Here is a 15,024-nt window from a genome sequence, read left to right as displayed (position 1 = left end):
TGGAAAATGCCGAAGACTATTTATACAGCAGTGCAAGGGATTATGCAGGTTTGAGGGGATTGTTGGATATCGAATTTTTAACTTGAATAGTGTTAGAAAGACATAAGTGTTTCATTTTCATTGCTTCTAGCAAGTCGCCCTGCGGAAGACTTGCTAGTACGTAGTTCTTTAATCTCTTCGATAATATTACAATCCCAATAAAACCTCAGCAGGGTTTTTTCCATCGGAAAGCAAAAAAGCAGGATTCTCGAGCATCTCGATAACGCTAACTAAAAAGCTAACTGATTCTTTACCATCCACTATACGATGATCGTAACTAACAGCCAAATTCATCATGGGACGTAGTTCTATTTTGCCGTTAATGCCAACAGGTCTTTCCTGAATTTTGTGCATGCCCAATATGGCAACTTGAGGAGGATTGATAATAGGAGTGGACAGTAATGAGCCAAATACACCTCCATTGGTAATGGTAAAAGTGCCGCCTGTCATTTCATCCAAACTTAATTTTTTATTTCGTGCTTTTTCAGCCAAACTAAAAATGGACTGTTCCAATTGAGTTATACTTAATGTTTCTGCATTTCGAATAACAGGAACCATGAGCCCTTTTGGGGAACTTACAGCAATTCCGATATCCATATAATCATGGTAAACAATATTGTTGTTTTCAATACGGGCATTTATTTCGGGAAAATCAGCTAATGCAATGGATACAGCTTTGGCAAAAAAGCCCATGAAACCCAGTTTCAATCCATGTTTTTCCAGAAAATCTTTTCCATATTTTTTTCTTGCAGCAATAATCTCTGTCATGTCCACCTCGTTGAAGGTAGTGAGCATGGCACTTTCATTTTTGGATTTTACCAATCGTTCAGCCAATTTCTTGCGCAAGGGTGACATTTCCTGTGTGCGTTCTTCACGGCTGGCTTCTTTTTGAATTGTGTGATTTGCTGTGAAACTTTCGACATCAGACTTTGTTATGCGCAATAGTTTATGCTTGACTACTTCATTAATATCCAAATTATTTTTCTCTATCATTTCACCAGCTATGGGCGAAACACTAACTTTTAGATCAGCACTGTTCGCTGTTTCTACAACATCATCATTTTTTGCAATCTGCTTTGGTGGTTCTGTTTGAGGAATTGCTTCAACTTTTGCTTCTGCAACTTTTTTCTTTCCTTCTTTTGAAGTATCCACTGAACAAACCACATCACCAATAAGCACTTTAGCACCTTCTTCAACCAAAAGTTTGACTTCCCCGGCTTGCTCGGTGTTCAGCATAATGGTAGCCTTATCGGAATCAATTTCTGCAATTTCCTGATCTTTTTCTACATAGTCACCATCAGACACTAGCCAGCTGGAAAGGATTGCTTCTGATATGGATTCACCTATTTGTGGAATTTTTATTTCTACTGCCATGTGATTAAGATTTAGCCTTTAAAAGCAAATTTAATATAATGATTGGGTTTTGTAATTGCTGTGCTAATAAGAAAATGTTTCATCCATAATTTTTTGATGTCGAGTCCAATGATTTTTGGCTAAACCACCTGCCGGACTTCCACTTTCCATGCGGGCAACTACATGAAAATTAAATTCTGGTAACTTTCTACAGATGAAAGGCCAAGGCCCCATATTGATAGGCTCTTCCTGAACCCATAGCCATTTATTAACTGATTTGTATTTATTTTTTAAGTCGGCCAATTGAGTCTTTGCTATTGGATATAATTGTTCCATTCGAACGATAGCCGTATTTTTTGCTTTTCTTTTCTCCCTTTCATCTATTAGATCATAATAGATTTTACCTGAGCAAATAATTACTTTCTCAACTTTGTCAGGACTTGGGTTTTGCACATCTATTATTTCCTGAAATTTTCCATTCTGCAATTCATCTAATGATGAAACACATACTGGATGGCGCAATAAACTTTTAGGTGTAAAAATGATGAGTGGTTTACGGAATTCTCTTTTCTGTTGTCTTCGAATAATGTGAAAAAAGTTTGCCGGTGTACTGCAATTGGCTATTTGCATATTGTTGTTACCACATAAATTGAGGAAACGTTCAAGGCGGGCACTTGAATGTTCGGGCCCCTGACCTTCGTATCCGTGTGGTAATAATAGGACCAAACCATTCATAACTCTCCATTTTTCTTCAGCGCTGCTAATAAATTGATCAATAATTATTTGAGCACCATTGCCAAAGTCACCAAATTGAGCTTCCCAAATAGTGAGATAGTTCGGATTAACCATGGCATAACCATATTCATAACCCAATACAGCAAATTCGTTTAATGGTGAATTATAAATATCAAAACGAGCTTGCTGATCCGAAATATGATTCAAAGGGGTAAAAGTATCCATTGAATTTTCAACTCGAATGACTGCATGTCGATGTGAAAAAGTGCCCCTTTCAACATCCTGTCCACTAAACCTAATGGGAATTCCTTCATCAAGCAAAGATGCATAAGCTAAATGTTCACATATAGCCCAATCCAGTTTGCTTCCCTCTTCAATTAATTCTTTTCTGCGTGCCAATAAGCGTTCCGATTTGTTGAAAAACTTGACATCAGCAGGTAATGTTGTGATTTTGTTGCCAATTGATTTTAGTAGTGAAATATCAACTCCGGTCGGAGGCGATTCTTCAAAATCTTCCTGTTTGGCTTCACGTAATTCTTGCCAGGCTGTCTGAAAGATAGGGGTGATGTAAGAAAGTCCTTTTTTACGCGCTTCCATTAGTCGGTCAAGCAACATTTCCTCTAATTGCAATTTCATTTTTGCAAATTCATCTTCTGTAATTACTCCTTCCTGAATTAATTTTTTGGCATAAATTGACCTCGGATCAGGATGTTTTGAAATGGCTTTGTAGAGCAAAGGCTGGGTGAATCTAGGTTCATCACTTTCGTTGTGCCCATGCCTTCGATAACATAGCAAATCGATGTAAACATCATTTTTGAATTCCTGACGGTATTCCATGGCCATTTCTATGGTATGTATCAATGCTTCAGGATCATCTCCATTCACATGGAATACAGGGGAAAGAGTTGTTTTAGCAACATCAGTACAATAAGTACTCGATCGGCCATCCAAATAATCGGTTGTAAAACCTACTTGATTATTGATGACAATATGAATGGTTCCTCCTGTTCGATATCCTAATAATTTAGACATCTGAACTACTTCATATACAACACCCTGACCTGCTATTGCTGCATCGCCATGAATGAGGATAGGGGCAATATGCTGATGATTACCTTGGTATCTATGATCAATTTTAGCGCGAACGATTCCTTCTACTACAGGGTTTACAGCTTCCAGATGCGATGGATTAGGAGATAAACTCATATGAACAAGCTTTCCTTTTCGGGTGACAACATCTGCAGAATAGCCCAAATGATATTTAACATCTCCCAAGGCTAAATTATCTTCAAAATCTTTCCCTTCAAATTCAGAAAAAATATCTTGATAAGATTTGTTTAGAATGTTGGCTAATATATTCAAACGTCCACGGTGCGGCATTCCAACCACGAATTCTTTTATACCAGATTCCGCACCTTTTTCGATAATGGCATCCAAAGCTGGGATTAAAGATTCGGCTCCTTCCAGCGAAAATCTTTTTTGACCTAAGTATTTTTTTTGCAAAAACTGCTCAAAACCAACAGCTTGATTGAGTTTAAATAAAATATGTCGTTTTATGTGAGGGGCAAAATGAGGAATGTTTTTATTTTCCTCCACTTTGTTTTTAAGCCAATTAAGTTTTCTTGGATTTCGAATGTACATATATTCAGAACCAATACTCTGGCAATAGGCGGTCTCTAAATAATCAATTATTTCACTGAGCTTGGCTGGCCCAATTCCGATCTCATTTCCTGCTTTAAATGTTGTCTCAAGATCGTTATCCTCCAGATTAAAAGTTTTATAGGATAAATTCGGTTTATATTCTCTGCGTTTTCGTACTGGATTTGTTTTGGTAAAAAGATGTCCTCTAGTACGATAGGCATTGATTAGATTAATCACATTAAACTCTTTGGAAAAGAGCTCATTGGATTCTTCCGATTCGTGAAAAGTGGTTCTGGCAAATTCAAAGCCTTCAAAAAACTTTTTCCAGCTTTGCTCTACTGAATTCGGATCCTTCAGGTATTCTTGATACATCTCTTCAATCATGGATGAAGATGCATTCCCGAGGAAGGATAGGTTATTGCTCATAAAATAATTCCTTAATTGTCAATTTAGGATGCAAAAAACAGAAGACAAAGTTAAGAAGAATGATTTATTTTGATGTAGTCTAAATAAGAAATGAATTGCAAAATAATTAATTGATAGATATCAGTTTCTATCCAAATTGCCAGTTAAAATAAAAGTACTTAAGAATTAATGTAAAGATTATAAAAGGCTTATTTCATCTTGTAGACTTATCATGATTTCAGTTGCTTTGCCTGCCAGAAAAATGTCTGTAATCTGATCGGTATAATTTGATTTGATCGGATTAATTTCAATAATTTTTGCCTTGTTTCTTTTCGCATAATAGGGGATATTGCATGCAGGCATTACTTCACCCGTAGTGCCAATAATAAGCATAACTTCTGCCTTCATTCCTTCTGAAAATGATTGAGAACCTGTTGGTTCTGGAATAGCTTCACCATAAAAAACAAAATCTGGTTTTAATAACGAATGGCAGTCATCGCACAAAGGAATTTCCTGTTGTTCTACAATATCTTTCTTATAGCGCTTGGGGCAGTTTGTACAAACCAGTTCTCTTGAGTTGCCATGAAATTCCAAAACAGCCTGGCTACCTGCTTCAGTATGCAAATTGTCGATATTTTGAGTAATAACTCGATTGATAATTCCTTGTTTTTCCATTTCTGCAATGGCAATATGTGCTTTGTTTGGCTTAGCTTGCCCAAAAAAGTCGTAGAAAACTTCCTTGACTAATTTCCAAGACTCAATCGGGTAATTTAAAAACTGAGATATTTCTAAAAACGAAGGATCATACGTATTCCATAAACCATTTTCACCTCTAAAAGGAGGTATTCCACTTTCGACCGAAATGCCTGCTCCTGTAAATACAATTGTATAGTTTGAGTTCTTGAGAAGCAGCGCTGCTTCTTTGATCTTTTCCTTCATGATTTTATGAAATCAGTAAAAATTTAGCAAAAAATTGTCTGTTGCTTTGCATCGGTATTATTAATTAAAATGAAATCAACAGATTACAAATTGAAGCAAATATATATATTTTGACCTTTTGTTGTGGTCAATGGGAGTGGAGTAAAAAATAGATGAAATGAGATTGAAGAAAAGGCAGGAGGGGAATAAGCATCTGCTAGTATTGCAAATCAAGATTGGTTTGCATAAGCTTCATGTATTCAGGTTGATAATTTGAGATATTAATTGAAAACCAAGTTAATTGAATGACAATTGACTAGTTAAGACAAAATTGAATGACTTCTGAGTGTGAGAATTTTCCATTGGAAGAAACAAGATCAAATAACAATACTTCTTGTAAAAGAGATCTTTCAAAAGCTCTGTTTAATTTGCTTAGTGGAACTGGTTTTTTTTGTTTGTCGGACATCTGTAAAAGATTTTAGTTAGAAATTAAATATGGATAAACTGGTTTGCAATTTTTGATTAACAGTATTTTGTAGGCTGAATGTTAGGGGAGCATTATTTGGTCTTAATTCTAAATTTTTCACCATACTATTCGTTTTTGACGCTGAACTTTGACTTAGCATAGATTCATCTGCTTTTGGCTTAAAAATAGATAGGACGTCCATATTTCGTTCTTTATACTGACTGCCTATACTTAGCTTATTATTCTCTTCTGGAATTTGACCATCATAATAAACATCTGATTGACCGGTATTTGTTATCTCATTGCCATATACTAAACTTAATATAGCTTCTTGCTGAAGTAACTTTATTCCATTTTCGGGTATGTTAGAAATAATATTCCCTTTAATGATTGTTTTTTGTGATGTTGATATGGCAGAGAATTCGTTGATATTGCTAATGTAATTGCTTAATATTTGAACAGACTCAGCAGCATTGAATATCCCTTCAAATGCACTTTTCTCTACATGATTGTAGGAAACTTCTGAATTGGCAGCATTGGCTGAAATATAGACACCACAACTATTTGTGTTTACAATTACACAATTTCGCAGAATTACATTTGGTGCATTAATATAAATACTATTGATAGCCTGATCATCGTCCATTCCAAATTTGAAACCATCAATAACTACATTTGGTGCATTAATGACAATAGAATTAAAAGGCTCTAAAGAGTTTAATATGACACATTCTCCTCCTATTCTATTCAATGTAGATTTAGGAGAGATTCCAACCTGGCAACCCAATAATACAATACTTTTATTAATGATTAGTAAATCCTGATCATAAACACCTGCTGCAACTCGTATGGTATCTCCATCAAAAGCTGAGTTAATAGCTTGTTGAATAGAAGCTATCGTTTCACTTTGATCAGTACTAAATTCAAGATTGATGGCTTTATTACTAACATGGTATTCCTTGGAAAAGGAATTAGAAGCTGTCATCAAGAAAATGACAATCCCAAATGAAATCAAGTATATGTTTTTAATTTTATCCATCTTTCCAGAATTAACTATTTAACATTCATTGTTACTTGTTCGTTGTTGAATGATTTTGTAACAACTAATGCAAAGAATTTTTGTTTCTTATCTAATTGCCATCTGTAGTCAATAATTCCTCTCTGAATCCAGGTATTTTTACTTTCGCGCTCATAGTTCTTATTCAAATCTCGCTTGACTACTTTTAAGCTATTTAAGTCGTTATGTATCACGATAAATTTTGAACACTTTTCAGCATCATCCAGAAAAAATACTTTTCTGGTTTTTTGATCATTACTTGCGTACTTAATAATTTTCAAATTATCCAATACATCTATTTCAACTTCTCCAAAATCAAAGGATGTTTTTAATTGATGAATTACAATATCTTTACTCATGCCAATGTAATTCTGAGCTTGGGTTGCTAATGAGGATAGCATTAAAACGATGGCTAAACAGGTTATTCTTATCATTTTGTTGGTTTTTGTTGATTTATCTTATTAAAGTTAATTTGCCTTCCATGTACTTTGTTTCATTCGAAGCAAGTTTAACTGCAAGACGGTAAACATATATTCCTTGAGAACACAATTGGTTCCTGAAGCTTCCATTCCATCCTTCATTAAAGTCATTACTTTCGAATATTTTTTCGCCCCAGCGATTGAAAATTTGAAGCGTATAATCAAGATCTGAATAGCCATAACCAATAGGTTTGAACTCATCGTTTAAGCCATCACCATTTGGTGTAAATGCATTGGGCATATAAACTTGACTCATGGTGTCCACTAATATGGCATCTTCAATTATCAGAGAATCGATACAGCCATTTTTGCTTTTTGCAAATAACATTACATCATATGTTCCAGCCTCATAAAATATTTTCGAAGTATTTTCCAAAGAGTCATAGAACTGACCATCAATAAACCATGCATACTCAACTCCATTAACCGTCAGGTTAACCAAATCAACTTTAGCATTGGGTAGATAAGCTGTTTCAGGTGAAGCTTCAAAATAAACAGTTGGTTTAGGATGAACATCGATAATATTCATTTTGTATTCTGCATCAGAACCGCGTGTGTTCGTTGTAATTAAAGTAACTGAAAACTTACCCGGTTCTGTATAGGTATGAACAGGATGTTGATCATTGGATGTTGTTCCATCTCCGAAATACCATAGCCATCCGCTTGTCATCGTTGACGTATCTGTGAAAGAAACAGTCATAGGCATACAACCTTCCTTGGCATCGAATGTAAAACCTGCAATAGGATATGGTGGATCGATGATTATTTGTTTCCAGGTAGTATCTGAACAATAAGGTGTTGAAACGGCTAATGTTACAATATATACACCTGTATCTTTAAATGAATATTGTACTGTATTGGTGGTTTTAATAACACGGTCATTGCCAAATGCCCAGTTATGTAATAAGCCCGAAGGACTTGTGCTGGTAAAGTTGAAAGTTAACTCAGGATATTCTGAATAATACTTGTCAGCAATGAAGTTGGCAACAGGTACATCATGAACAATAACTGTTTTATTCAGCGTGAGGGTATCTGAGCAACCCAGATAGTTAGATACCCGAAGTTTTACAGAGTAGACACCTCCACTAAAGTAAATGTGCTCAGGATTTCTTTCTGATGATGTGTGTCCATCACCAAACTGCCAGTTCCAGAAAACTGCATTTTCTGATTCATCCTTAAACTTAGCTGTCACAGGAGCACATCCTTCAATGGCAAAATTGACTTTGGCTTTAGGTGAAGCATACACTTTAATTTCTTTAGTAAAACTGTGTTTGCATCCATGTTCTGAAAATACAGTCAGTTTCACTTTGTAAATTGTGTCGTTAACTCCAGTGATAAAAGCATGCGCAGGATTAAGCAAGGATGACGTGACCCCGTCACCAAAATTCCATTGGAAAGAGTCTGAAATGATTGATTGATTAGTAAAGTTGACTACTACGGGATCACATCCTTGCAATTTGTCAGCAGAAAAAGAAGCTACGGGAATTGGGTTCACTGTTACTCGCCTTGATGTAGTATCAAAACAATTGCGTGATGAAATGGCGAACAGAGTTACTGTGTAATCTAAATCTTGGAATAAATGGTTGGTAAAAGTGGTCGATGGATTCTCGCTTGTAGAAGTTTGACCGTTACCTAGATTCCAAAAGTAATCTGTTGCACCTGTGGTTTGATTCTGGAAGCTTACCTGTGTTGGGCTGCAACCGTGGTTTGATTGCATTGTAAAAGAGGCCACTGTTCTGCGATAAACCTTTACCGTATGAACTGCTGTGTCAATACATCCTATTCCATTTTGGGCAATTAGTCGGACGGTATATACACTATCTTGTAATGTACTACCGGGGAAGGTGTAATTTAGGTTGGTGTTGGTTGAAATTAGGCTGTTATCAACAGTCCAATGGAAAAGGCTTGAGTTGTGGCTGTTATTGTAGAAATTAACACTGAGTGGTGAGCATCCAGAATCAATACTGGTAATGATTCCTGCTGACTGTGTTGGGTGAACTAATATATTTTGAGTAAATGTGTCACCCGGACAACCATGAATTGATTCTCCATAGAGTTTCACATTATATAAATAAGCATTTGGGCTATTGTTATTGTAAGCATGACTTGGATGTTGCATTGTATCTGTGTGGCTATCTCCGAACATCCATAAACTCTTGCTTATATTTTTAGATTTATTTAGAAAGTTAACATTTACACCACTACAAGTTTCATTGGTTGACATGGCAAAAGAAACCTGAGGTTTGGTATGAACTAAAACATTTTTAGAAGTAGTATCGCTGCAACCTAAAGTATTAACAGCAACGAGTGTAATCAGGAAGTTTGTATCCTGTACATGAGATTGAATAAAGGAGATAGTGTCATTAATTTTTGTACTTACTTTTTGGTTTCCAAAATTCCAGGAGAAAGACATGCTGGCTAAATTCTGGTTATCATTTGGAGTGGAACTGTTTGTAAACACTACATTGTTACCACAATCTTTTGGGTTATTGAACGTAAAATCTGCTACTGGATCAGTAAAAATGGTTATTTCATTCTGGTAGCTATTCTGGCAACCAAATGCATTTATGGCTGAAAGTACAACATCATAAACAATGGTTCCACTAGCTAAATGAGCAAATGTTACATTGGTGTCTTTTGTGCTGGAAGTAATGCCATTGTCAAAATCCCAGGCAAAACTCATCTTGTTAATTCCTTCCTGATCGTGTGGATCTGTTGTGTTTACAAAAAAGACTTTCAGGTCGTTACAAGCAACTGAGTCTGAGATATAATAAGAAACCTCAGGTGAAGGGCTTACACTAATCTGATTTGAATAGTTAGCCACACAGCCATGTTCACTATAAGCATGAAGCATTACGTTAAACTGCTGTTTGGTGTTTTGTGTATTGATAAATGTATATGCTGGATCTTGAGCAACGCTTGAATCACCTGTGCCGAAAGTCCATTCAAAATTCATGATGCCAATACTTCCACCATTATTTGGATTTGATTGGTTACTGAATGAAACCTGAAGTGGTGAACATCCATTTACAGTACTTGCTGCAAATAATGCAATAGGATCTGGATATACTGTAATGTAAGCAGTATCAAATCCAACACAACCATGTTCTGAATAAGCTGTTAAAACAACTTGATAAACGGTATCCTGTGTTACTGATTTTTGGAAGCTGACGGTATTGTTTTTAGTGGAAGAGGTCGTTCCATTTCCAAAATCCCAGAAAAAGGTCATATCATCAATCGTAGTTGTATCACCAGGGTCAGATGTATTTGTAAAAGATACAGATAAAGGTCCGCAACCATTCAATTGATTGGTAGTGAAACTAACTTTTGGATCAGGATATACACGAATATTTGAAATAGTTGAGTCAGAACAACCGTGCTCGCTGAAACCAACAAGTTTAACCTGATACATAGTATCCTTGCTTTGAGAGGCTATAAATGATGAACTACTATTTTTTAAACTACTAGTTGATCCATTATTGAAATCCCAAAGGAAGTTCATAATGTCAATGCTGCCAGTATCTTTAGGAGAGGATAAATTTGTAAATGAAACACTTAATGGTCCACATCCATTTGTAATACTTGAACTAAACTGTATGGCAGGATTAGGATATACTGTTATTGACTGATAACTGGTGTCAATACAATTGTGTTCGTTGAATGCTATCAGCTGAATGCTATATGATGTATCCTGGTAGTTCGATTTGAAATAATTAATATTGGCATTCACCGAGTTTGAACTCATTCCATTTCCAAAACTCCAAAAGAAATTCATGATATTGATACTGCCTGTGTCGTTTGGAATGGATGTATTGGTGAAAGTAGCATTCAAAGGGCTACATCCATTTAATTTATTGATGCTGAAGGAGCTTACCGGATTTGGATATACCTGAACTGTTTTTGTTAAAACATCCAGACATGCATGTTCGCTCATAGCAGACAAACTAACAGTATAAAAACTATCCTTTGTTAATGATGCCTGATAAGAAGTATTTACGTTAACTGCTGTGCTGTTTTGTCCATTTCCTAAATCCCAGCTAAAGCTCATGTCATTAATTGTTCCTGTATCATTTGGGGTGGAATTGTTAACAAAAGAAATATTCAATGGAGCACATCCTGAATTGCTTGTCATGTAAAATTTAACATCTGGTTTTGGATAAACCCTAACATTCTTCGCAATTTGATTGTTACAACCTTTAGCGTTTGTAGCACTTAATAAAATTGTATAAATAGAATCCTGTGTTAAAGAAGATACAAACTGAACACTGGTGTCTTTAGTTGTTGAAGTGAGGCCATTTCCAAAATTCCAACTATAATTCAGTGTTGAATTTGCTACGGATGTATTTTGGTTTTCTACTGAAGGATTGGTGAAAGATACATTTAAAGGTCCACATCCATTTTCTTTGTCAAGAGTAAATCCAGCAATTGGAGAGGCATAAACGTGTATGGTATCTGTGATACTATCGATACAATTACTTGAAGAATAAGCAAAAAGTTTAACCAAATAAAGTGTATCGTTGTAGGCTGATGCCTGAAATGTATGCGTTGGATTTGTACTTGAACTGCTATTTCCATCGCCAAATTCCCAAAAATAGTTTAAACTATTAGCAGAGTTGTTTGAAAAAGAAACTGATAATGGACCACAACCCTGATTGCTATTTACACTAAAAGAAGGAACAGGATTATTTAAAGTAAAGTATGTTTTCTTTAAGGTATCAGCTGTACAACCAAATTGATTTTTAGCAATTAAAATAACTTCAATGGTATCGTTTGGTGTACTGAAAATTTGATTGGATAGACTGGAACTTGTAGATTTTAATATTCCATCTACAAACCACTCAAATGAGTCAGCATCTTGTGAATTATTTGTAAAAGAAATACTGAAAGGTACACAACTGCTGTAATCAGGACTACTGAAATCTGCATTCGGATTTGGATAAATATTTATTGTACTGCTATCACTACCATAACAACCATCATTATTATAGGCCGTTAGTTTAATTGAATAAGTACCATCATTTGAATATGCATGAGTAACTGCATTAGATGATTTTGTCAGATAAAGACTGCTCTGATCACCATAGTTCCAAATAAAGCTGTCGGCATTACTACAATTATTTGCCAAACTTATAGTTGAATTCTCACAATTGTTTTGACTTGATAAAGTAAAAGCAACCGTTGGATTTGCATAAACGGTGACATTATTAATAACTGTATCCTTACAGCCATATTCAGTTGTTATAACAAGCTGAACATCAAAGTTCCCTGATGTATTAAAGGTGTAACTTGAGTTTCTATTGGTATCATCAGCTACTCCATTGAGATCAAAATCCCAGGCGCAACCGCTTATTGCTTCATTGTTGTTTGTAACAGATAAATCAGTAAACTGAGTTTCCGTTCCCTGGCAAACCGGGCTAGCACTAAAACTAGCTTGAGGAGGAACTAAAATTTCAACCTGCTTGCTTAATGAATTTGAACATGCATTGTCACTGACTGCTGTGAGTGTTACATTGTAGTTGCCATAATTGGTATAAGAATGTGTACTGCTACTTCCAGTTCCATTTGCACCATCACCATAGTTCCAGACAAAGGAATCAGTGAGTGATGTGCTATTTTGTGCGGATCCAATAAATTGGATAGGTGTGAAATTACATAGTTGTGAGGAAGGGCTCATTGAAAAAGATACCGATGGGTTTTCCTGTACAAGAACTGTTTTTGTGATGCTCGCTGAACATCCAAACGAAGAAAGTATTGATAATTGTACCTGATAATTACCTGCACTAGCGTATGTATGAGCAGGGTTTTGAGCAGTGCTACTATCACCATCTCCAAATATCCATAAATAACTACTTATGGTTCCATTTCCAACATCAATTGATGAAAGGTCTTGGAATGTAGTTTGATTCCCCTGACATACAGAATCAAATGAAAATGCAGCAACTGGATTTTTATATACCGTAAATGATTGTTTGAATGAATCTATTCCACATGTATCACTAACGACCAGAATTACTTCATAAGTTCCGGGGGTACTAAATGTAGCAGCCGAAGGATTTAGCTGGCTGGATGATGAGCCATTTCCAAGATTCCAATAGTAGGAAGCATAAGGAGAAAGCTCCGAAGAAGTGTTTGTATAATTGACTGCATAAGGATTGCATCCATTTTGAATTTGTGTAAATGATGCAACAGGTGCTTTGTAAACATAAATGGTTTCATAAACTGTGGAGTAACCACAAACACCTGTTACGGTTAGGCTGGTTATAAATATACCGGTATCAGCAAAAGTATGGCTTGGGCTTTTTGATGTTGAATTTGTTCCATCACCAAAATTCCAAAAATAGCTAATACTATCGCCTACACTGGCATCTGTGAAACTTACCTGATAACTTTTACAGCCTAAATTTGAAGGAGAATAACTGAAAGCTGCTTGAATAGGACCATAAACATAAACTGTTTTACTGATGCTATCACTACATCCATATTGGGAAGTAATATGCAATTTGGCTGTATAAGAACCACTACTTGCATATTTAAAAGAAGGATTTTCAAGAGAGTTGTCAAATGTTCCATCTGAATCAAAATCCCACTGATAGGAGCTAATATTTCCTGCGTTTGATGTAGTCGATGTATTTGTGAAGTTTGTGAAATTACCTTCACAAACGGTATCTACACTATAATTAGCTACTGGTGGCAGGTAGATGTTTACTTGTTGATTAAGAATTGCATTACATGTATTTCCTGAAACAACAGTCAGTGTAACGCTATAGCTACCATATGTATTGTAAACATGTGATGTATTTTGAGAGAATGAAGAATTTCCATCTCCAAAGTTCCATATGAAAGAATCAATACTGCTACTGCTATTTGATGCTGTAGATGAAAAGTTCAAACTTGCTAGATTACAGGCATAATTATTCGGATTAACACTGAGTGTAATACTAGGATTTTCTTTAACTACAACTGTTTTGATAGTGGTATCGGAACAACCGAAAGATGAAATAACAACCAATTGCACTTGATAGCTACCAGCAGTTGCATACGTATGCTGAGGATTTTCTTGCGTACTGGAAGAATTGTCTCCAAAATTCCAGTTATGACTAACAATGCTACCACTAGCGGTATCCAATGAAGATAGATTGGAAAATGAGCTTAGGTTACCATTACAAACGGTATCAGCAATAAAATTTGCAATTGGATTTTTGTAAATAGTAAATGTTGTTTGAGCAGTATCAGACCCACAGGTGTCATTGGCAATCAAAACCACTGTATAAGTGCCTGCGCTTGCAAAAGTTTGACTATTGGGGTTTTTATTTGTTGAGCTGCTGCTATTACCTAAATCCCATACATAACTCACAAATGGAGAATAATCGGAGGTATTATTGACATAGCTAACCGTAAAGGGTTGACAGCCATTCGAAATTGTTGCTATTTCAGCAACTGGTTTTTTGTAAACATAAATTGTGTCATAAACAGTAGATGATCCACATAAGCCAGTTACTTCTAAACTGACAATATAAATACCTGTATCCGTATAAGTATGTATTGGGTTTTGCAGGGTTGATGTAGTTGCATCACCAAAATTCCATACATAAGTTAAGCTATCACCAACTGATGTATCGGTAAAAGTTACCATGTAATCAATACATCCAAGTTGACTGGGGCTATACATAAATCCAGCTTGAATAGGGCCATATACAATAATCTCCTCTGTAGCAGTGTCAATACCACATAAGTTACTATCTGTAAATGTGATGGTATATTTTCCTGGTGTGGTGTAAGTATGCGACTGGCCAATTCCGATAGAAGACCATCCGGTATTGGTTCCATCACCAAAATTCCAATAGAAAAACTTAGTACCACTATAGCAATTGTATTGGGTCAGGTTTTGTAATGTTACTGTAGTATTTGGATGACAGAAAATATTGTTATTT

At 35.6% G+C, this 15,024-nt stretch carries 6 protein-coding genes; all 6 read right to left on the bottom strand.

Annotated features, from left to right (window positions below; translation table 11 throughout):
- Window positions 1-186 precede the first annotated feature (186 nt).
- Window positions 187-1,413, bottom strand: a complete 1,227-nt coding sequence (odhB, locus tag HOG71_13285; protein ID MBT5991818.1) for a 2-oxoglutarate dehydrogenase complex dihydrolipoyllysine-residue succinyltransferase — start codon at window positions 1,411-1,413, stop codon at window positions 187-189.
- A 63-nt stretch (window positions 1,414-1,476) separates the two neighbouring features.
- Window positions 1,477-4,194, bottom strand: coding sequence for a 2-oxoglutarate dehydrogenase E1 component (locus HOG71_13280; protein MBT5991817.1), 2,718 nt, complete (start codon window positions 4,192-4,194; stop codon window positions 1,477-1,479).
- Window positions 4,195-4,371: 177 nt separating this feature from the next.
- A complete protein-coding gene (locus HOG71_13275) occupies window positions 4,372-5,112 on the bottom strand; it encodes an NAD-dependent deacylase (protein MBT5991816.1) in 741 nt (246 codons plus the stop codon).
- A 461-nt stretch (window positions 5,113-5,573) separates the two neighbouring features.
- Window positions 5,574-6,596 (bottom strand): hypothetical protein, encoded by a 1,023-nt coding sequence (locus HOG71_13270; GenBank protein ID MBT5991815.1) that lies wholly within the window; start codon window positions 6,594-6,596, stop codon window positions 5,574-5,576.
- Between the two features lie 14 nt (window positions 6,597-6,610).
- Window positions 6,611-7,048, bottom strand: a complete 438-nt coding sequence (locus HOG71_13265; protein ID MBT5991814.1) for a hypothetical protein — start codon at window positions 7,046-7,048, stop codon at window positions 6,611-6,613.
- Window positions 7,049-7,067: 19 nt separating this feature from the next.
- The coding region (locus HOG71_13260; GenBank protein ID MBT5991813.1) for a PKD domain-containing protein at window positions 7,068-15,024 on the bottom strand (7,957 nt) is incomplete at its 5' end.

Source organism: Bacteroidota bacterium, assembly GCA_018698135.1.
Lineage (GTDB): Bacteria > Bacteroidota > Bacteroidia > CAILMK01 > JAAYUY01 > JABINZ01.
This window is presented reverse-complemented; position numbering and strand designations above follow the sequence as displayed.